Source organism: Rhodococcus sp. IEGM 1406 (assembly GCF_030056745.1).
Lineage (GTDB): Bacteria > Actinomycetota > Actinomycetes > Mycobacteriales > Mycobacteriaceae > Rhodococcus_F > Rhodococcus_F erythropolis.
On sequence record NZ_JASHKO010000002.1, the window covers coordinates 387328 to 407224 of the forward strand.

General features: G+C 62.7%; 19 protein-coding genes. 9 read left to right on the forward strand and 10 right to left on the reverse strand.

Annotated features, from left to right (window positions below; genetic code table 11):
• Positions 1–9: 9 nt before the first annotated feature.
• Both kstD and QM596_RS11090 read right to left on the reverse strand, forming a co-directional pair.
• Positions 10–1773, reverse strand: a complete 1764-nt coding sequence (gene kstD, locus QM596_RS11085) for a 3-oxosteroid 1-dehydrogenase (RefSeq protein WP_283308966.1) — start codon at positions 1771–1773, stop codon at positions 10–12.
• Entirely contained in the window at positions 1773–2393 is a 621-nt protein-coding gene (locus QM596_RS11090; protein ID WP_259120993.1) for a TetR/AcrR family transcriptional regulator, read from the reverse strand. Before QM596_RS11090 ends, kstD begins: the two co-directional genes overlap by 1 nt.
• A 158-nt stretch (positions 2394–2551) precedes the next feature.
• On the opposite strand from QM596_RS11090, the gene QM596_RS11095 reads away from it, so the two are divergent.
• The 5 genes from QM596_RS11095 (at position 2552) to QM596_RS11115 (ending at position 6887) form a co-directional block, all read left to right on the forward strand.
• The gene (locus tag QM596_RS11095) at positions 2552–3055 is read left to right on the forward strand and encodes a nuclear transport factor 2-like protein (protein WP_283308972.1); all 504 of its coding nucleotides are present in this window, start codon (positions 2552–2554) and stop codon (positions 3053–3055) included.
• On the forward strand, positions 3052–4107 hold the full coding sequence (locus tag QM596_RS11100; protein WP_283308974.1) for a BUD32 family EKC/KEOPS complex subunit: 1056 nt from the start codon (positions 3052–3054) through the stop codon (positions 4105–4107). The genes QM596_RS11095 and QM596_RS11100 overlap by 4 nt, the downstream gene beginning before the upstream one ends.
• Before the next feature lie 80 nt (positions 4108–4187).
• Positions 4188–5162 (forward strand): ABC transporter ATP-binding protein, encoded by a 975-nt coding sequence (locus tag QM596_RS11105; RefSeq protein ID WP_283308977.1) that lies wholly within the window; start codon positions 4188–4190, stop codon positions 5160–5162.
• Positions 5162–5953, forward strand: a complete 792-nt coding sequence (locus tag QM596_RS11110; protein WP_019748317.1) for an ABC-2 transporter permease — start codon at positions 5162–5164, stop codon at positions 5951–5953. Before QM596_RS11105 ends, QM596_RS11110 begins: the two co-directional genes overlap by 1 nt.
• A gap of 133 nt (positions 5954–6086) precedes the next feature.
• Positions 6087–6887: an alpha/beta fold hydrolase gene (locus QM596_RS11115; RefSeq protein ID WP_283308980.1), complete on the forward strand. Its 801-nt coding sequence runs from the start codon at positions 6087–6089 to the stop codon at positions 6885–6887.
• 9 nt (positions 6888–6896) lie between these two features.
• Here QM596_RS11115 and otsB read toward each other — a convergent pair whose 3' ends face one another.
• Complete coding sequence (otsB, locus tag QM596_RS11120) at positions 6897–7685, reverse strand: trehalose-phosphatase (protein WP_283308982.1); 789 nt, start codon at positions 7683–7685, stop codon at positions 6897–6899.
• Between the two features lie 174 nt (positions 7686–7859).
• Between otsB and QM596_RS11125 the strand changes: the two genes are divergently transcribed.
• Positions 7860–8189, forward strand: coding sequence for a type VII secretion target (locus QM596_RS11125; protein WP_182261921.1), 330 nt, complete (start codon positions 7860–7862; stop codon positions 8187–8189).
• Positions 8186–9463: a hypothetical protein gene (locus tag QM596_RS11130; RefSeq protein WP_283308984.1), complete on the forward strand. Its 1278-nt coding sequence runs from the start codon at positions 8186–8188 to the stop codon at positions 9461–9463. Before QM596_RS11125 ends, QM596_RS11130 begins: the two co-directional genes overlap by 4 nt.
• Before the next feature lie 33 nt (positions 9464–9496).
• Here the strand turns inward: QM596_RS11130 and QM596_RS11135 are convergent, their stop codons facing one another.
• From QM596_RS11135 to QM596_RS11150, 4 genes are all read right to left on the reverse strand, one after another.
• Positions 9497–10486, reverse strand: a complete 990-nt coding sequence (locus QM596_RS11135) for a malate dehydrogenase (protein ID WP_019748312.1) — start codon at positions 10484–10486, stop codon at positions 9497–9499.
• 66 nt (positions 10487–10552) lie between these two features.
• Positions 10553–11182, reverse strand: coding sequence for a hypothetical protein (locus QM596_RS11140; RefSeq protein ID WP_020969537.1), 630 nt, complete (start codon positions 11180–11182; stop codon positions 10553–10555).
• Positions 11172–12443, reverse strand: a complete 1272-nt coding sequence (hisS, locus tag QM596_RS11145; protein WP_019748310.1) for a histidine--tRNA ligase — start codon at positions 12441–12443, stop codon at positions 11172–11174. Before hisS ends, QM596_RS11140 begins: the two co-directional genes overlap by 11 nt.
• A gap of 15 nt (positions 12444–12458) precedes the next feature.
• Positions 12459–13139 (reverse strand): MBL fold metallo-hydrolase, encoded by a 681-nt coding sequence (locus QM596_RS11150; protein ID WP_019748309.1) that lies wholly within the window; start codon positions 13137–13139, stop codon positions 12459–12461.
• Between the two features lie 194 nt (positions 13140–13333).
• Here QM596_RS11150 and QM596_RS11155 point away from each other — a divergent pair, with 194 nt between their 5' ends.
• Positions 13334–14215, forward strand: coding sequence for a peptidylprolyl isomerase (locus QM596_RS11155; protein WP_019748308.1), 882 nt, complete (start codon positions 13334–13336; stop codon positions 14213–14215).
• Complete coding sequence (locus QM596_RS11160) at positions 14215–15027, forward strand: peptidylprolyl isomerase (protein WP_419789793.1); 813 nt, start codon at positions 14215–14217, stop codon at positions 15025–15027. Before QM596_RS11155 ends, QM596_RS11160 begins: the two co-directional genes overlap by 1 nt.
• Before the next feature lie 53 nt (positions 15028–15080).
• On the opposite strand, the gene QM596_RS11165 is transcribed toward QM596_RS11160, so the two are convergent.
• From QM596_RS11165 to QM596_RS11175, 3 genes are all read right to left on the reverse strand, one after another.
• Positions 15081–17492: a RelA/SpoT family protein gene (locus QM596_RS11165; RefSeq protein ID WP_029255290.1), complete on the reverse strand. Its 2412-nt coding sequence runs from the start codon at positions 17490–17492 to the stop codon at positions 15081–15083.
• 98 nt (positions 17493–17590) lie between these two features.
• Entirely contained in the window at positions 17591–18169 is a 579-nt protein-coding gene (locus QM596_RS11170; RefSeq protein WP_019748305.1) for an adenine phosphoribosyltransferase, read from the reverse strand.
• Positions 18166–19896 carry an ABC transporter substrate-binding protein gene (locus QM596_RS11175; RefSeq protein WP_283308990.1) on the reverse strand — a complete coding sequence of 577 codons (1731 nt, stop codon included), beginning with the start codon at positions 19894–19896 and terminating at the stop codon, positions 18166–18168. Before QM596_RS11175 ends, QM596_RS11170 begins: the two co-directional genes overlap by 4 nt.
• Between the last annotated feature and the right edge of the window lies 1 nt (position 19897).

Here is a 19897-nt window from a genome sequence, read left to right on the forward strand (position 1 = left end):
AAGGGAACCCTACCCACGGCGATCTGCCAAACCATTATTCCTGCCTTCGCTGTCGAGTTCACGACCGTCATGGGATCGTCCGACCGCATCGAGCGCCGCCAGATATCCGAAAACCATTGCGGGACCGATAGTTGCACCTGGACCGGCATAGGTATGACCCATAACCGGCGAGCTGGTATTACCTGCTGCGTAGAGCCCGTCGATGACCGAACCGTCGGCGCGCAACGCTCGCGCGCGAGCGTCCGTGTTGATGCCGCCTTTGGTCCCCAGGTCTCCGGGCACCATCTTCGCGGCATAGAACGGACCCTTCGTGAGTTCTCCGAGGCTGGGGTTGGGCTTGTTGGTGCAGTCGCCGTAGTAGTGGTCGTATCTGCTTGTCCCACGGCCGAAGTCGCGATCGACTCCGTCCCGCGCGTGACTGTTGAATCGTGTGATGGTCGCGGACAGCGCATCGCCCGGCACTCCGATCTCGGCAGCGAGTTCGGCAATCGATCCAGCTCGCACGATCGCACCCGATTCGATCCACGACCGAGGTATCGGCCTGCGCGCCGGCACTCCCGCGAACAGATAACGGTCACGATACGTCTGATCGAAGATCAGCCAAGCGGGGATGTTTTCAGCGGGTCCTTCACCTCGGCCGTACTTTCCGCCGAACATGGCGTGCGCGGCTTCGACGTAGGGAAGCGACTCGTTCATGAAGCGCTGACCGCTGGCGTTGACCATCAGGCTTCGAGGCAACGAGCGTTCCGCCAAGGCGAACCACGGGCCTTTGGGCAGCGGAATCGACGGGGCCCACCACGCGTCGTCCATGTACGAAATTGCCGCGTCGACGCGTAGAGCTGCACGGATACCGTCTCCGGTATTGGTCGGTGCCCCGAGAGTCCACTGCGCACTACTCGGCCGGCGCTGGTACTCGCCTCGCATGTCGTCGTTGTTGTCGAACCCGCCGCACGCGAGGATGACACCGCATCGAGCGTGCATGGTTCTCTGCACTCCCCCGGACTCGAGTCGCGCACCCACGACACGATCATTGTCGGTAACCAAATCCACAAGCCTCGTTCCGAGCTCGACCGTCACTCCGGCGTCCCGAACTCCGAGCATCAGTTCCGCCATGAGCGCCGGCCCGAGCCCGATCAGCTTCTTCTTCCGAGCTTTTGCGACCAGGGATCTCATTCCCACCCGAAGCATTCGCACCGGCCCCCGCCAATGCCGAACCCCCGTGCTCAGCCAACGGTAATCAGATTGTTGGACAACCATGTTGAGCGGCACCTTCATGTACGGCGGATGAAGGGTCGCGAGATCGTCGCCCAGAGCTCGCGCGTCGAACGGGCGCGGCTCGCACGAGCGGCCGCTTGCAAGTCCGCCAGGTGCCTCGGGAAAGTAGTCGGAGTAACCCTTCACCCATTCGAGCTCGAGTGCAGAGTGCCGAATCAGGAAATCGAGGGCTTCCGGGCCTCGATCGATATACGTGTCGATACGGTCGCTGTCTGCATCCTCTCCGACAATGCTCTTCAGATATGTTCGCGCAGAGTCGATATCATCCGCCGGCGCCTCGCGGCGAAGTATCGAGTTTCCCGGAATCCACACTCCGCCCCCGGACCGGGACGACGAACCGCCCCAGTACTCCGACTTCTCCACGAGAATTGTCGAGAGTCCGTTGCGGGCTGCAGTGATGGCTGCGGACATGCCGGCAGCCCCCGATCCCACAACGATCACATCCACCGCTGGTACATCCACTACCGAGAGCTCGGAGTTTCGAGAGTTCTCGTTCATCACTGGTCACGACCTTTCGTGTCATCGACATCCTGCGTGCGCCACCGGGATCCCTGAACCGCGTCGAGTGCCCCCTCGACGCACACGGGAAGTGATGCCCCACGCTTCTGGGGGTTACGTATCCATTGCCGATAGCCGAACTCCGCCGCCGCCAACATCAAGTGAACGAGTAGTCCTGGTCGGCTGTCATTTTCAGGATCGAGTTGCATTCGTTGTGCCACCAACTCCACCAACCGATCACGATGCTCGGGCGCGATCAGCGCGACTCGATCCATCAGGTGCGGCGCGGTGCGGAACGCTGCTCGCCACTGATCGATCTCCGCGGACTCGAAAGCATTGGAACGCTCGAGGATTGCCCGCGAGATCGCAAGATCAGCCGACTCAGCTGCCGGGCGATCCTCGAGCAGTGTCACGATCCCGGCACCGCCCTGCCTGACCGGGTCCAACAGCAGATCCTCTTTGTTACGAACGTGCCGGAAGTACGTACTCGCCGACACCCCCGCTGCTGCCGCAATCTGCTCGGTGGTCACATCCTCGAAACCGTCACGCGCGAACAGATCGAATGCCGCACGTTGAATGTCTGCTCGCACCTGCAACCGTTGTCTCTCCCGTAGTGACATCAGCAACGTCCTCCCGCCTCGGCCGAGATCCGGCCATTCTCGATAATGCGAGTCTCACCTATTGTGACAGTCACTGTCAATATTCAATTCTCTGTCAGATATCAGCAGACCCCGGCATTTCGTTGACAGGGCATTCGATGCCACGACAAGCTTCGAAGATGAAACGATGGTTCGCGGCGGGCTTCGGAACGGCGATCGTCTCGCGATCACTTCTGCGCAAAGCACTCATCTTCAAGTTCCGACGCGACGTCCGTGCACTCAATTCCGGCAACTACCGGCCGCTGTTGAATTCCTATCACCACCACGCGGTGCTCAGATTCGCCGAGGGTGATCATCGGCGGGCAGGAGTGCATGCCGGACGGGACCAAATCGAGACGTTTCTCCAGGAATTTGTCGACGCGGGGCTTCAAGGCGCGGTCACCGAAGCGTATTTCGGTGGTCCGCTCTGGCGCATGACACTGCTCGCCCGATTCGACGACCGAGCCCTTGGCCCGGACGGCGCCGTCATCTATCAAAATCGAACAGTGCTTCTCGTTCGAACCAAGTGGGGAAGAATCGTCGAGCAGGAGGACTACTACGAGGACACCGCCAGAATCGGTGACTTCGACAGACGGCTCCGCGAAATCGAAGCCGGACGAGCCTGTGGCACAGTCGCGGAATGACGGACGTCAGGATTGACCGCCACCGGAAACTATCAGCGTTCCTGTCTTCCCAGAACGATGTCGAACTGGCCCGACTGGTCGACACCGCTCGAGTCTCGAGCGTAGGCGTGGGCGGCGCCGCAGGACTCGTCGGTGTCTGCGAAAACGGGTTCGACAGCGTTCCGGTATTCACCAAACGCATCCCACTGACCGAACAGGAACTCGCCGACGTGGGCTCTACTTCCAACCATTTCGACTTGCCGACGTTCTGCCAGTACGGCATTGGGGGCCCGAGCTTCAACGCCTGGCGAGAGCTGGCCGCGAACGTCATGGTCACCGAGGCCGTTCTGGCCGGCGAAACACAGTCGTTCCCAATGCTTTACCACTGGCGGGTGCTGCCCGGTCGATCGCCGGTTGCACCCGAACACGCCGACATCGCTCCCGTTCCCACCGCCTGCGCAAGTAGTGAAGCGCGGGTCCGCCTCGAAGCACTCGCCGCTGCGCCGTGCAGCCTCGTACTGTTCTGCGAGTACGTCGCACACCCGATCTCGGATTGGCTGCATGACAACCCGGCCGCCAAAGCTGCCGAAGTCGAGCGACAGTTTTCGGAGATCGTGGCGTTCTTACGCGATCGACAGTTGCTGCACATGGACGGACATTTCGGCAACATGCGCACCGATATGGAGCGGATCTATCTCACCGACTTCGGACTGGCCACATCCCCACACTTCGACCTGTCGACTACCGAACATGACTTCGTCCGGCGCCATGCCACCCATGACGCCGACTACGCCGCCATGCTTCTGGTCAACTGGCTGGTCACCGAGGTCTGCGGAGTGCCGAGACCGAAACACGGCGGACCAGTCGCCCGCAACCAGTACGTACGACGATGCGCCACAGGTCATGTCCCAGGTGATGTGGCACCGGAGGTGGCCGCGATCTTGACCCGGCACGCGCCCGCCGCTGCGAGAATGAACGACTTCTACTGGCGATTGTTCGACGGCGACTTCGACGCGCCCTACCCTCATGCCGCGGCAGTTCCGACTTCCGGTCGAGGACAGGGTTTTCCCTGAACTGCCGTCTCCACATCTCAGGGTCCATGTCATCCTCCGGACCGATGTGCTGGTCAGCGCCGTAAGGCACAGTTCTCCTCATGATTGAACTGAGGGGATTGACCAAGGTTTACGGGCCGACGAAAGCGGTGGACGATTTGTCGTTCACGGTCAAGCCGGGCATCGTGACGGGCTTTCTGGGCCCGAACGGTGCGGGTAAGTCGACGACGATGCGGATGATCCTGGGTTTGGATCAGCCGACGTCGGGTGCGGCGTTGATCGACGGCAAGCCGTACCGGGAGTTGAAGACGCCGTTGCGGACGGTGGGCGCGTTGTTGGATGCGAAGTGGGTGCATCCCAATCGCAGTGCGCGGGCGCATCTGCAGTGGATGGCTGCTTCGAACGGGATCCCGAAGTCCCGCGTGGACGAGGTGCTCGGGTTGGTCGGGTTGTCCGAGGTGGCGGGCAAGAAGGCCGGCGGGTTCTCGTTGGGTATGTCGCAGCGTCTCGGGTTGGCGGGTGCGTTGTTGGGTGATCCGAAGGTGTTGTTGTTCGACGAGCCGGTCAACGGTCTCGATCCGGAGGGCATCGTCTGGATTCGTAAGTTCATGCAGCGGTTGGCGGCCGAGGGCCGCACGGTGCTGGTGTCGAGTCACCTTCTCTCGGAGATGGCGTTGACGGCGGAGCAGTTGGTGGTGATCGGTCGGGGTCGGTTGATTTCGGATTCGACGGTGGCGGAGTTCGTGGATCGCTCGTCGGAGTCGACGGTGCGCGTGCGCAGCCCACAATTGGACGCTCTCCATGCCGCATTGACTGCCCACGGACTGACTGTCCGCGAGGAGCATTCAGGATCGGAGCCGGTGTTGGTGGTCGTGGATTCGACCACTGATGCGATCGGCGGTCTGGCTGGTTCGCAGGAAATCGTGTTGCACGAGTTGGCGTCTGTGCAGGGATCGCTCGAGGATGCGTTCATGAAGTTGACCGGAGACGATGTCCAGTACCACGCATCCGGTAGCGATCCGGGTGCCGGAGCCCACCACACAAACACACAGCACGCTATGGGAGGTGCACTGTAATGGCTGTTCTCAGTGCTGAACGTATCAAGATCACCACGACCAAGTCGCCGCTGTGGTGCACGATCACAATCATCGTCCTAGGGTTGGGCGTCGCCTGGATGATCGGGCGTTCGTCGAGTTCGAGCATTCAGGCGTACAACGACGAAGCCGCATCAGGAACTCCTGATTTCGAGAAGTTCCTCCCCACGTTCAATGAAGCGGGACTGGGAGTTTCCGGCTTCGGCGTCATGGTCCTGATGATCATGGCGGCCCTCGCGATTACCAGCGAATACCGCTTCGGCATCATCCGCACCACCTTCCAGGCCATCCCGAGCCGGGCTTCGGTCCTGATCGCCAAAGCCGGCCTGATCGGCGCCTTCGGCGCGGCGCTGTCTTTCGTTCTCATGCTCGGCGCGGTATTCATCACCAAAGCTGCTGCAGGCTCTGAAGGTTCCACCAATCTGGCACTCGACAACGCCGATGCCTGGCGCGCCGTCTACGGCGTACCGATCTTCGCCTTCCTCTGCGTTGTCCTTGCCATCGCCGTCGGAGCACTCCTCCGGCAATCTGCCGGCGCTATTGCATTGCTCCTGCTCTGGCCGCTGCTCATCGAGAGCCTGTTCGGCATGTTCGGATCCTTCGGTAGAAACGTCACACCGTTCCTCCCGTTCGCCAACGCCGACCACTTCCTCTCTTCGGGTTCGAGCACCAATTTCCATTGGGGCCCTTGGGGAAGCCTGTTCTACTTCGCAGCATTTGTGCTGGTGGTTTTCGGAATCAGCATCGCCGTCGTCAACAAGCGCGACGCCTGACCTAACACCAAGACTGGCCGTACCGGAGATGTTCCGGTGCGGCCAGTTTCTTGTTGCCACAACCGCGGTCCACAGAAGTTAGGATAGGCTCACTTCCATCTGATTCGGCAACGAACTGAGGCAACGGACAGCGATGCAGACTCTGACAACCCAGACTATTTCCACTCCGGGCACCGAAATGCGTGTGTGGCGCACGCCGGCGCTCGATCGGAAATGCATCGTCTTCCTGCATGGCGCCGGAGTTGATCATCGAATGTTCGACGACCAGGTCGCGGAACTCGCGGGCGCCTATTCCCTGGTGCTGCCCGACCTACGCGGTCAAGGGCTGTCGATTCTCGAGGAAGGCCACCGCGCCACTCTCGACACTGTGATCGACGACGTGAAGGTCATGCTCGACTCGCTCGGAATCGATCGTGCAAGCGTCGTCGGACACTCGTTCGGCGGAAACATCGCGCAGGAGTTCACCCATCGTCATGCGAATCGAGTAGACAAGCTCGTCATGATCGGCAGCCCTGGCCAGCACCGGGAAATGAGTGGAACCGCTGCCTCGGCGATCAAAATCGGCACGCATTTGTATCGACGGATCCCGTGGGGTCCCTTTGCCTTTTACAGTGGCCGGTGGTCGAGTCGAAATCCCGCAACTCACAGATACGTTGCAGACTGCATGCTGGCCGCCGGACGGCAGACCTGGCTGGATCTGGGAACAAGCGGGTTCGCGTCACTCTGCCCGGTGGATACGGCACCCCGAAAGGAGACCCTCCTGATGCGGGGAGAGGTCGACATGCCGCGCCAACTCGATCGAATCTACGACGCCCTGAGCGACCAGCTACCGGACCTGATTCGCCGGGTGGTGATCACCGGCGTCGGACATCAATGCACACAGGACAATCCGGAAGAGGTCAACCGCGCGCTGGTCGAGTTCTTGGCAGACTGACCTCACGTGTCAGCGTTCCAGGTGCGCGGCAAGCTCTTTCATCCAATCGAGGAATGCCGGCGGGCCGTCGAACTGGACGCCGTCGACAGCAGCCACTTCCGGTGCAATGTCATCGCCCTTGACCACCAACGCTTCTCCACCCGAGGCAAGGACAGCAGCAAAGGCAGGTAGGTCACCACGGTCGTCGCCCGCGTACGCGACGACGTCGACGCCTGCGGTGGCGATCACGCGAAGGAGGCCTGTCCCCTTGTCCTCCTCAACGGGTGGACGCAATTCTTCGACCAACTTGCCGGGCTCACGCCGCAACCCGGTCCGGCTCGCGATTTCTGTCGTCGCTGCTTCCACCAGGCGCTGCGCGACCGCTCGATCCGCGGCCCGACGCCAATGCACAGCCACCGCAAGGCCTTTGCTCTCGACGTGGATGCCAGGAACTGACTGAGAGTCGAACAGGCGACGCAGTTCGGCTTCTGCTTCGGCGACGGCATCACTGAACGCAGCGACGGCCGGAAGCACTTCGATTCCGTTCTCCGTCCAGGTCTCGACGCCGTAGGAACCCATGAGAACAACCGAATCCAGACTCAGTCGTTCTCGCAAGAACGACGCCGGCCGTCCCGAGAGCAAGCCCACCACGCCGAAGTGCCTCGACAAAGTCGCGAGCACCTCCTCGGCACCGGGCAGGAGCGCACTGGCCGACGGATCGTCGACGATAGGTGCAAGCACACCGTCGAAATCCATCACCAGTCCACAGCGAGCTGGATCGGACGTGAGTCGGAGGATGACGTCCGAAGCGGTTCGCATGGTTCGAGTGTGCCAAATCGATCGCACCCGCAATACCAACACCGGATCAGAATGTAATCTCTGCCACTTCGTCCAGGTTGTCCGGAAAGCGCAGGGTGAGCCGTGTCCACTCCCCTCCAGCGCCGATTCCGTCCGTTACAGTTCTCACGACGCTTACCAACTGGGGGGGTAACGATGAGCGAATTGACTGTCGTCACTGACGACATCCGAAGGTACGGCTCGACGTCGGCCGAAGCTGCAGGACACATCGCGCAGGCCGCCGCCGTCGATCTGGGCGCCAACATCGCGGCAGTCGCACCAGCCGTCGGTCCTGTCGGCATCGAGTTTCTCGAGGCATTCGCGCGCGCCCAGGCAACTCACACCAAAGATGTTGCAGCACTGGCGACCTTCTACGCCGGCAACGCAGCAACGGCGAGTGCAGCCGCTCAGGCCTACGACACCACAGATCTTTCAACCGCGTCAGATCTGGCCGGCATCGCTGGATCGACGGACGTGACCGCGTGAACAGCGATCGCGTCGACACCGATCGCATGAACACCGAAGACGACTCGACGACGGTCCTCGAATTCCTTCAAGGTGGTGCTCCGGCCCCGGCATTGCCGAACAACACGGTCGAATCGATGCTCGCCGGCATACCGGTTCCGGCATTACCCGGAATCGAAGATCTGTTCGCGCCGTTGATCGAACTCGGGAAGAGCCTCGGCACCGGCACTTTTGCCGGCATCGATCCCGTCGGCATCTTCAACCAGGCGTCCACTCTCATCGACCAAGCCATGGGACTGTCCCAAAGCGCGGTCGCCGAGGTGGGCCAGACCTGGAACAGCACCGGCAGCGAAGCCGCGACCGAACTGTCGCGATCCGCCCAGAACAGCGGCGCAGAATTGAGCGAACGCGGAACCGCGATATCGAAAACCGCTGCTGCCGCCGCGGAATCGGTGCAGCGAGGCAACGCGAATCTCGCGGCGATCGCGCAGTCCTTCGCGACCACGGTTGCAGCTGCTGCACCGATCGCGTGGACACCACCAGGACAGGCGATGCTGATTGCCTCCGCAGCCGAACACATGCAGGCAGCCGTCGCGGCGGTGACACAGACTCGCGGGGAAATGCTCGGGCACACCGCTGCCATGAACGCCCTTGCCGGGTCGATCCCCGTGCCGACTCCACCGATCGGTGAGGCTCTCGCCAACCTTGCCACTCCGGAGGCGCTCGCCGACGCCGCCCGTCAGATCGCCCAACCTCTGGCGGCATCAGCCGCGTCGGCATCGCCGCTGTCTGGATCGACCGATGCCGGCGACGCACCGTTATCCGCGCACTCAGGAACCGATGCCGTTCGGACCTCGGCAGCGCAGGCAGGCGCCGGACTTCCGACCGGCGTCGACAAGCTGTGGGGCGCAGGCAATTCGTCGACGTCACTCGCAGCCGGCGGGTCGCCGTCGCCCAGTGCGACAGCGAGCTCCGGCGGAGCATGGGTGGGTGGAAGCGGCACTACCGGTGGAACGATGAGAGGCGCAGCGGGAGTTGCTGCAGTTCAACCGGTTCCGGTAGCAACGCCCGGCCTGGGTGCACCATCTTCGGCGGTCGGCAGTAGCGGCATATCGCCGGGCGGCATGATGGGCGGCGGTCCTCGCGGAACGCGGGACGACGAGTCGTCACGCACGACTCCGGGGTATCTCGTCAGCGCCGGTGACGAAAACTCGATGGTCGACGATCTACCGATGGTGTCACCGCCCGTGCTCGGTGCCGAGAATCCCGATCAGTACCTGTTCCGAGATCTCTGATCGGGACTCCCCGGCCGGGGCGGCATTACAACCTCAAACGAAGCCCAACTCCCGTACCGCCGCACGCTCCTGCTCCAATTCGCTGACGGACAGGTCAATCCGTTCGCGTGAGAAGTCGTCGATCGCGAGATCCGGAACGATAGCGAATTCACCATCGGCACAGGTCACCGGGAAGGACGAGATCAATCCTTCGGGCACCCCGTAGGAACCGTCCGAACAGACGGCCATGGATACCCAGTCGTCCTCGGCCGTTCCGATCACCCAGTCACGGACGTGGTCGATCGACGCGCTGGCCGCACTTGCCGCAGAGGACGATCCACGCGCAGCAATGATGGCGGTGCCTCGCACCTGCACAGTCGGGATGAAATCGTTCTCCACCCAGTCTCGGTCGTTGATCACCGCGAGCGCAGGCTCACCCGCGACGGTCGCGTGGGACAGGTCCGGGTACTGCGTCGCCGAATGGTTTCCCCAGACGGACACCTTGCGCACCGACGACGCACGAACGCCGGTCTTCTTCACCACCTGCGCAATCGCTCGGTTGTGGTCGAGGCGCGTCAGCGCACTGAACCGAGTATCGGGTACATCCGGCGCGTTGTTCATCGCGATGAGAGCGTTGGTGTTGGCCGGGTTTCCGACGACCAGCACCTTGACGTCCGAGGCTGCGTTGTTGTTGATCGCCTTCCCATGCGCTGTGAAAATAGCGCCGTTCGCGCTCAGCAAGTCGGCGCGCTCCATCCCCTTGCTCCGCGGACGTGCACCGACCAGCATCCCGACGTTCGCGCCGGAGAAGGCGACATCGGGATCGTCGGTGATGTCGATGGAGCTCAGCAAGGGGAATGCGCCGTCTTCGAGCTCCATCGCGACGCCTTCGGCAGCGGACACGGCGGCGGGAATCTCGAGCAGTCGAAGTTTGATCGGTACGTCAGCGCCGAGCATCTCCCCCGCAGCTATGCGGAAAAGCATGCCGTAGGCGATCTGACCCGACGCTCCGGTCACCGTGACGGTTACGGGCGCAATACTCATTGCCGACTCCTCACCTGCCGTTTTCACGACTGTCCGTTCTACAACGCTGTAAGAACGGTTTCCACGCTAGTCGAGTAATCCGGCCACTTCGTGGTCCGTCAGTGTGGTTCTCGGCACTCGTCCCTCCGCCGTCACGAGTTCGACGGCGCGGTAGAGCGGACGCTCGGCCAGTCCGGCGCCGCGGGCTTCGGCACGCAACTGTTCGATCAGCACCGAGGACAACGCGGCAGCCGGTACCAACTCACTGGCCGCCAGGGCGTCGGCGAGCTTGCGGAGTGCAAGGATCTCCAACTCGCGCCCGCCCCCTGCCGTGTAGAGCGCCAGCGGTATTCGCACGGTGGACCGACCGTCACCGAGTGTCAGGCTGACCTCGCTGATCCGGCCGGATCGCACCGTCAACGCCGCCGTGAGCACCTCGGCCACGTCGACGTCGTTGGTGCGAAAACCAGCTTGTGCTCGAATCCTGTTGCCATACAAGGTGATATGTCGGCGCAGCGTCATCAGAATCGCCAGTGACGTCGGAACCGCGATGACGGCACCGACGATCACTCCGACCGTCACCGTCGAGAACACACTGACGATCAACCCGACGACCACACCGAAGACCACCACAACAACGGCGAACTTCTTCAGCCGCGGCGCGATCAACGCCACGGGAACCAGATCGAGCGAAACCGGTTCAGCCTCAGTGCTCAACGAGATCCCCGAGCTTGTCGACAACTTGGTCGAGCGGCACCGTCTCCTGCTCACCCGTCGCCAATTGTTTGACAACGACAACGCCCTCTTCGAGCTCGCGCTCGCCGAGAACCAAGGCGACTGCGGCACCCGAGCGATCGGCCGCTTTCATCGAGCCCTTGACGCCACGATTTCCGTACGCCAGGTCGACGCGAATCCCATTGGCACGCAACTGGTGTGCGATCTTCACCAGTGCCGCCTTCGCCTCGGCTCCCATCGGTACACAGAAGACGTCGACACGTGCCGGCGGCGCAACCGACTTACCCTCGGCCTCGAGCGCGAGAACCGTGCGGTCGACGCCGATTCCGAACCCGATCCCCGAGAGCGGCTGTCCGCCCAGCTGTTCCATCAGTCCGTCGTAACGACCACCACCACCGATTCCGGACTGCGCGCCCAGTCCGTCGTGCACGAATTCGAAGGTCGTCTTGGTGTAGTAGTCGAGGCCGCGGACCATGCGCGGGTTGACGACGTAGGGAACTCCCAAGGCGTCGAGGTGCGCTAGTACCTCGTCGAAGTGCGCCTTGCAGCTCTCCGAGAGGTGATCGAGCATGAGCGGTGCGCCGGCCGTCATCTCACGTACATCTGGGCGCTTGTCGTCGAGCACCCGAAGCGGGTTGATCTCGGCGCGTCGACGCGTGTCTTCGTCGAGCGGGAGTGCAAAGAGAAACTCCTGCAGCAGTTCGCGGTACTGCGGTCGGCAGGTGTCATCGCCGAGAGAGGTGATTTCGAGGCGGAAGCCGTCGAGCCCCAACGACCGGAATCCGGCGTCGGCGATCGCGATGACCTCAGCGTCGAGCGCGGGGTCGTCGATCCCGATGGCCTCGACGCCGACCTGCTGCAACTGGCGGTAGCGGCCGGCCTGCGGGCGCTCGTAGCGGAAGAACGGGCCCGCGTAGCTGACCTTGACCGGCAACTGTCCACGGTCGAGGCTGTGCTCGATGACGGCACGCATGACGCCGGCGGTTCCCTCGGGACGCAACGTCACCGAACGGTCACCGCGATCGGCGAACGTGTACATCTCTTTGCTGACGACGTCGGTCGACTCACCGACACCGCGCGCGAACAGGCCGGTGTCCTCGAAGATCGGCAATTCGATGTGGCCGTACCCGGCCAACCTGGCGGCGCGCGTCAAACCGTCACGAACGGCGACGAATTCGGCTGACTGCGGCGGAACGTAGTCCGGAATTCCCTTGGGTGCAGAGAAGGTGCTGGCTTTACTCACGAGAGGTACTTTTCCTTATTTCTGTGCGCTGAGTCCAACGAGAAACGGGTTCGAGCTTCGCTCGGCGCCGATCGAACTGTTGCCACCGTGCCCGGGCAGGACCACGGTCTCGTCACCGAGTACCAGTAGCTTCCGGGCGATCGAAGCGAGCAACTGCTCGTGATTTCCGCCTGGCAGGTCGCTGCGCCCGATGGAACCCTGGAACAGGGTGTCACCTGTGAACGCCAAGTCCACGGGCCCGCTCTCGGTGTTCGCCTGGGTGCGGAACACCACCGATCCCTGCGTGTGCCCGGGCGTGTGGTCCACGACGAACGTCATTCCGGCCTCGGTGATCTTGTCTCCGTCACTCAGTTCGATCACCTCGTCCGGCTCCACGAACGTCATGCCCTGAATGAATTCCTTCATCGTCGGGCCGATCCCTCGTGCCGGATCGCTGAGCATGTAGCGATCCTCGGGATGGATGTACGCGGGCACGGAGTACCGCTCACAGACCTCGCGGGCCGACCACACGTGATCGAGGTGACCGTGGGTCAGAAGTACTGCATTGACCGACATGTCCTTGGAGTCGAGATATTCGAAGAGCGGCTCGGCTGCATCCTGACCCGGATCGACGACTACGCATTCGCACGCGTCGTCCTGAGCGAGTATGTAGCAGTTGGTTTGGAACATCCCGGCCGGAAAACCAGTGACGAGCACGGGGGCAACTCCTCTTCGAAGGGTGGAAACGAACAACACGCTGTCGGTTACAGCCTAAGCTGCTGCCCCGCCAGTAAGTTCTCAGGTTGCAATGGGAGACTCTGACGACGAGTAGAGCCGCTTGCCGAAGCCGACCCCAGGGTGTCGCTCGGCGGGCCGACCACGATCCACCCGCGATACGGAGGACTACAGCAGTGCCGAGTAACGAGCAACGCCGCGAGGCGGCGAAACGCAAGCTCGAGCGTCAGCTCGAACGTCGCGCAGAACGTGCCCGCAAGCGCAAGCAGATGACGATAGCCGGAACTGCGCTCGGCGTGGTCGTCGTAGTCGGCGTCGTCGGTGGACTCATCTGGTTCAGCAATCGCAGTGACGACGACGCGAACACCACCAACACTGCTGCCGACGATTCGAGCCTCACGCCGCAGACCGCGGGTGCAATGCCGGCCGGTCTGTCGACGCCGCTGGCCGACACTGTTTCCTGCTCGTACCCGGCTGACGGCGCTACCGCGTCCAAGGCCAACAACCCTCCTCGTACCGACGGGATTCCCACCACCGCGCCGGACGCGACGCCGAGCATCAGCGTCGAAACCTCGCAGGGAAACATCGGGCTCACGCTCGACGGAACGAAGTCTCCGTGCACGGTCAACAGCTTCGTGAGCTTGGCGCAGCAGGATTACTTCAACGACACCACCTGCCACCGCATGACGACGAGCCCCTCGCTCCAGGTTCTGCAGTGCGGTGACCCGTCGGGCACCGGCTCCGGCGGACCGGGCTACGGATTCGACAACGAGTTCCCCACCACGGCGTACGCCACCACCGACCCGGCAGCGCAAGAGCCAGTCACCTACACGCGCGGCACGGTTGCGATGGCCAACACCGGGGCACCCGGTAGCAACGGCAGCCAGTTCTTCCTCGTCTACGGCGACTCACAACTCCCGCCGCAGTACACGGTTTTCGGCACGATCGACGAGACCGGTCTCGCCACTTTGGACAAGGTCGCGGCCGGCGGATCGACACCAGAGGGCGACGGCAAGCCGAATCTGACCACCGACATCAAGACAGTAAGGCTCGACTGATGCGACGTAATCCTGTGATGCGCTTTCCTGTAGTTATTGCCGCCGCAAGCGCCGCAGCGCTGCTTCTGGCTGGTTGTTCCAGTGATTCCGGTAGCTCGGACTCGCCGTCCAGTACCTCCAAGGCGAAAACGACAACGGCTGCCATGCCGCCGCTCGACATGTCACAGTTCGACGCACTCCCGCCTGTCCCGACTCCGGCGTCGGCGACCGTCGACTGCTCGTACCCGAGCGCGGCGGGCGCTGCAAAGACCGTCAATCCGCCGAACTCCACGGGCGTGTCCACCGAGGGAACCGTCAACGTCGCGCTCACGACTACGGCCGGCCCGATCGGGATGGAACTGAATCGCGCAGCAGCCCCCTGCACTGTCAACAGCATCGTGAGCCTGACCGAGCAGAAATTCTTCGACGACACCCCGTGCCATCGACTCTCGACGATGCCGGGTCTGCAGATTCTCCAATGCGGCGACCCGTCGGGTAAGGGCACCGGTGGACCGGGGTACCAGTTTGCAAACGAGTACCCCACGACCACATACGCTGGGAACGACCCGGCGCTGTCGCTGCCGGTCGTCTACCCCCGTGGCACTCTGGCGATGGCTCATTCGTCCGTACCTGACAGCAACGGCAGCCAGTTCTTCCTCGTCTACGAGGATTCGATGCTGCCGCCTGACTACACGGTTTTCGGCACCATCGACGACGCCGGCCTGGCGACGATCGAGAAGATCGCAGCCGACGGCGACGACGGAGGCATGGGCGCAACCGGTGGCGGCGCACCCAACACCCCGATCACCATCGAGACTGCAGTAGTCGCCTAACCCTGCTGTGCGCCTTTTTTAACCGCCCGCGGTTAATAAAGGCGCACAGCAGTTTACGAAGCAGAGGTCACGCGGTAGACGTCGTAGACGCCTTCCACATTGCGAACCACGTTGAGCACATGACCCAGATGCTTCGGGTCACCCATCTCGAAGGTGAACTTGCTGATCGCCACTCGGTCACCTGAGGTGGTGACCGAGGCCGACAGGATGTTCACTTTCTCGTCGGCCAACGCCTTGGTGACGTCGGAAAGCAACCGATGACGATCGAGCGCCTCGATCTGGATCGCGACCAGGAACACCGAGGTCGCTGACGGTGCCCATTCGACGTCGATGATTCGCTCGGACTGATCGTGGAGCGAGTTGGCGTTGGTGCAGTCGGTACGGTGCACGCTCACCGCCCCACCGCGCGTGACGAAGCCCAGAATCGAATCGCCCGGAACCGGCGTGCAACACTTTGCGAGTTTTGCCACCGTGCCGGGTGCTCCGGGAACCAGAATTCCGGAGTCACCCGTACTGCGGGTGCGCACCGGCATGGTCGACGGCGTCGAACGCTCGGCCAGTTCCTCCTCGACGGCGCCGACGCCGCCCAGATGAGCAACCAGTCGCTGCACGACGTGGTGCGCTGACACCTGGCTCTCGCCTACCGCCGTGTACAACGCCGAGACGTCGGGATAGCGAAGTTCATGCGCGATCGTGCTCATCGATTCGGCATTCATCAACCGCTGCAACGGAAGTCCCACACGGCGGACTTCCTTCGCGATCTGATCCTTGCCGGACTCGAGCGCCTCTTCGCGGCGTTCCTTCGCGAACCACTGACGGATCTTCGCCTTGGCACGCGGCGAGACGACAAACGTCTGCCAATCTCGGCTCGGCCCGGCGGTGGCAGCCTTCGACGTGAAGACCTCCACCACTTCGCCGTTTTCGAGAGTTCGTTCCAGCGCGACCAACCGGCCGTTGACCCTGGCACCGATGCATCGGTGCCCGACCTCGGTGTGCACCGCATACGCGAAATCGACGGGAGTCGATCCGGCAGGCAACGTGATCACGTCACCCTTCGGCGTGAAGACGAAGATCTCCTTGACCGCAAGGTCGTAACGCAACGATTCGAGGAACTCCCCCGGGTCGGCCGCTTCACGTTGCCAGTCGAGTAGCTGACGCATCCACGCCATGTCGTCGACCTCGGCGATGTCGCCCGCGTGCTTGCCCTTGGTCTCCTTGTACCGCCAGTGCGCGGCGATACCGAACTCCGCGGTCCGGTGCATGTCCTGGGTCCGGATCTGGACCTCCAGGGGCTTGCCTTCCGGTCCCACGACGGTGGTGTGCAGCGACTGGTAGACGCCGTAGCGCGGCTGTGCGATGTAGTCCTTGAAGCGTCCGGCCATCGGCTGCCACAGTGAGTGGACAACGCCGACCGCGGCGTAACAGTCACGCACTTCTTCACACAGGATGCGGACGCCGACCAGATCGTGGATGTCGTCGAAATCGCGGCCCTTGACGATCATCTTCTGATAGATCGACCAGTAATGCTTGGGCCTGCCTTCGACGATGGCGTTGATCCGCGAGGCGGACAGGGTCGAGTTGATCTCGGCGCGAACCTTGGCCAGATAGGTGTCACGAGAAGGCGCGCGATCGGCGACCAGTCGAACGATCTCGTCATACTTCTTCGGGTGCAAGATGGCGAATGAGAGGTCCTCGAGTTCCCACTTGACGGTCGCCATTCCAAGTCGATGTGCAAGTGGCGCAATGACTTCGAGAGTCTCTCGCGCCTTACGTGCCTGCTTTTCGGGCGGCAGGAATCGCATCGTGCGCATGTTGTGCAGACGATCCGCGACCTTGATCACGAGCACGCGCGGGTCCCGCGCCATCGCGATGATCATCTTGCGGATGGTTTCGCCCTCGGCGGCGGTGCCCAGAACGACCTTGTCGAGTTTGGTGACGCCGTCGACGAGGTGAGCGACCTCGTCACCGAAGTCCTTGGTCAACTCTTCGAGTGAGTACCCGGTGTCCTCGACGGTGTCGTGCAGAAGGGCTGCGACGAGGGTGGTGGTGTCCATACCCAACTCGGCCAGAATGCTTGCCACGGCCAACGGATGCGTGATGTACGGATCGCCGGACTTGCGCCGCTGGCTCGAATGTCTGTCCTCGGCGACGTCGTAAGCACGCTGGAGCAGCGCGAGGTCGGCCTTCGGATACAGCTCACGGTGGAGGCTGACCAACGGCTCGAGCACCGGGCGGATGGTGGCGTTGCGCTGACCGGTGATGCGCCGAGCAAGCCGAGCGCGCACCCTACGGGAGGCGGAAGCGGGCACGGCCAGGTTCTGCCCACCCCGATTGCCGGCAGTTTGCGCAGATCCCGAATCGTCGGGCACCGCGGACTTCGATGGTGTCGTCTCCGGAGCCGGATCTGCACCCGTCTCCTGCGACACTGCACCCGAGTTCTGTGATCGATCAAGATTCGACGTCATGTCGCCACCTCCTACCACCGAGTTGGTTGAGGCAACCGCCCTGCATCGGGTAATTGCCCTGGAGGTCTAACTCGACCCCCAGGAGACAACTTTAATACTCAGACCTTCACCAGGGATGTCAGTGGGTACTTCAAGAAGCGATCTCGACCGCGCAGTTCCTCGATCTCGAGCACCACTGCGACGCCGACGACGTTCGCTCCACCCAACTCAACCAACTGTACAGCCGCCTCGAGTGTCCCTCCGGTAGCCAGAACGTCGTCGATCACCAGAACATTCCGCCCGGTGAGATCGAAGCCGTTTGCGGGGATCTCGAGCGTCGAAGATCCGTACTCGAGGCTGTACGAACGAGAGAGCACCGGCGGCGGCAGTTTGCCGACCTTCCGCACGGCCACCACCCCAGCACCCATCTTCGCAGCCGCGCCGGCACCGAGCAGGAACCCGCGAGCATCGACGGCGGCAATCGTGTCGGCGTCCGGAGCACAGGCGACAAGGGCGTCGAGCACGGCCCCGAACCCCTCGGCGTCGGCGAACACCGGAGTCAGATCGGCGAACCGAACCCCGGGCCCGGGAAAGTTGTCTGCCCAGCGGGTCAGCCGAACAACGGCGTCTCCGGCAGCCCGGTGAATTGCGATCAATTCTTCAGGCGTGTGCAAGGCAACACCATTCGAGACGCTCATCTGCGTAATACCCATCTGTCCATGTTCCAGCCGGTAGCGGCCCGAGTCGGATTGACCAACACTGCCGACATGCCTGGAGCTACAGCGACAGTTCGGAGTTGATTGAACAGTGGAATCGTAGGCACCTGTGTCCACAGGATGTTCTCCGCCTCCACCGAGAGTCCCAATTGCGCACTGGTGCTCGCATCCACGTTCAACTGATCGATGATCTGATCGATCCGTGCATTTCCGTACGTACCGAGGTTTGCGCCGTTGCCCGATCGCAACGCTCCGCGCGCGTCGATCATGCTCGCTGTTCCGCCTGCCCCGACTTTGCCGGCCATGCCGGAAAGCACAGCGTCGACTCCCCCGGACTGCAGACTCGCAGGATCGAAGCTGTCGGTACTCGCGTCCTCGATCGTAATTCCCGCCGGAGCACACGCGGCTTTCGCTTCAGAGACGATCTGCGCCCGCACCGGGTCCGGTGCGAGGTACCCGACCCGGACGGTCAACTGGTCGAGATCGGCTTCCGACAACGACGTCTTCGCGGCATCGACGTCGGCATTGGCGTACCGGTCACCGTCGACCGCAGCGGCGTCGCTGTACACGAGTGAATCCGGCGCCATCAGTCGCGAATCGACCACGCCGGAACCCAGACCAGCCTGCGGCGCGTTATCCGTCTGCCCGAACTTCTCGAACAGAGTTGTCCGCGGAACACAATGCGCGAACGCTCGACGGGCGGCTTCGTCGCCCAGCGAACCAGACGTCGCGAGAACGAACTGCTCGATCGACCGCGACGGAATCTGTTGGACGTCGAACCCGGACGGAGTACCGAGCTCGCCGGCGGACCCGGAAGCGACGTCGACGACCTCGATCGAGTTCTTGTCGAGATCCTCGGTCAGATTCACACCACGTGGCCAGACGACGATGCGATCGGTCGCCGGCTTGTTGCCCCACCACCGCTCGTTCGCGACCAGCACCAGGCCGTCGTCGGCGCTGTACGAGTCGATTCGATACGGACCAGCGGAAGGCAGTACGGAGGTGTCCACCTGACCTGGAGTCAGGTTCCACCCGGTGTTCCAGAAGTCGGCGATCTTCGACAACGCGTCGGTGTCACTGGCATTCACCGCGCTCACCACGTCGCCGACTCCGGCGCGCTGCGTCACGATGTGTGAAGGCATCAATGCAGTCGCACCGAACAACGACCGCCAATCGGTGAACGATCGCCCGGGCTTGAAGAAGACAGTCGCGTCCTTCGACCCGCTCTGGCAGTCGATCCGGTCGATGTCCGCGTAACCGAGATTGTTCGCCGTGTCGAACATGGGCTTCGCAGCACCATCGACGTCTTTGGTGAACTTGCCACTCGACGCCGCCCAGGTGAGGACCAGATCGTCACAGGACATCGGAATCCCGTCGGAGTACACCGACGCCGGATTGAGCTTGTACGAGACCGTGAGCACGTCACCGGGCAACTCCGACGCCGTTCCGATGTCGGTGTCCGACACAGGAGCTCCGGCCGGGCCGGTGAACGTGAAGCCGGGAAGCACCCGGCCGAACGCGGCCATCGCCCCGGACACCGATCCAGCTGTCGTGTTGGCGTTGTACGTGGAGATGGAGTTGTCGATGGCATATCCGATGGACGGAACCTGCTCGGCGCTTTCCGAGCAGGCCGCCAACGAACCGGCAGCCACAGCGGTGGCCGCAACGAACGTCATCGATCGAACCAGTGTGCGTGTTCTTGGGAGCATG

Coding starts and splice junctions, on each gene's coding strand:
- kstD (WP_283308966.1), bottom strand. CDS start 1,773: ATGAACGAGAACTCTCGAAACTCCGAGCTCTCGGTAGTGGATGTACCA.
- QM596_RS11090 (WP_259120993.1), bottom strand. CDS start 2,393: ATGTCACTACGGGAGAGACAACGGTTGCAGGTGCGAGCAGACATTCAA.
- QM596_RS11095 (WP_283308972.1), top strand. CDS start 2,552: ATGAAACGATGGTTCGCGGCGGGCTTCGGAACGGCGATCGTCTCGCGA.
- QM596_RS11100 (WP_283308974.1), top strand. CDS start 3,052: ATGACGGACGTCAGGATTGACCGCCACCGGAAACTATCAGCGTTCCTG.
- QM596_RS11105 (WP_283308977.1), top strand. CDS start 4,188: ATGATTGAACTGAGGGGATTGACCAAGGTTTACGGGCCGACGAAAGCG.
- QM596_RS11110 (WP_019748317.1), top strand. CDS start 5,162: ATGGCTGTTCTCAGTGCTGAACGTATCAAGATCACCACGACCAAGTCG.
- QM596_RS11115 (WP_283308980.1), top strand. CDS start 6,087: ATGCAGACTCTGACAACCCAGACTATTTCCACTCCGGGCACCGAAATG.
- otsB (WP_283308982.1), bottom strand. CDS start 7,685: ATGCGAACCGCTTCGGACGTCATCCTCCGACTCACGTCCGATCCAGCT.
- QM596_RS11125 (WP_182261921.1), top strand. CDS start 7,860: ATGAGCGAATTGACTGTCGTCACTGACGACATCCGAAGGTACGGCTCG.
- QM596_RS11135 (WP_019748312.1), bottom strand. CDS start 10,486: ATGAGTATTGCGCCCGTAACCGTCACGGTGACCGGAGCGTCGGGTCAG.
- QM596_RS11160 (WP_419789793.1), top strand. CDS start 14,215: ATGCGACGTAATCCTGTGATGCGCTTTCCTGTAGTTATTGCCGCCGCA.
- QM596_RS11165 (WP_029255290.1), bottom strand. CDS start 17,492: ATGACGTCGAATCTTGATCGATCACAGAACTCGGGTGCAGTGTCGCAG.
- QM596_RS11170 (WP_019748305.1), bottom strand. CDS start 18,169: ATGAGCGTCTCGAATGGTGTTGCCTTGCACACGCCTGAAGAATTGATC.
- QM596_RS11175 (WP_283308990.1), bottom strand. CDS start 19,896: ATGCTCCCAAGAACACGCACACTGGTTCGATCGATGACGTTCGTTGCG.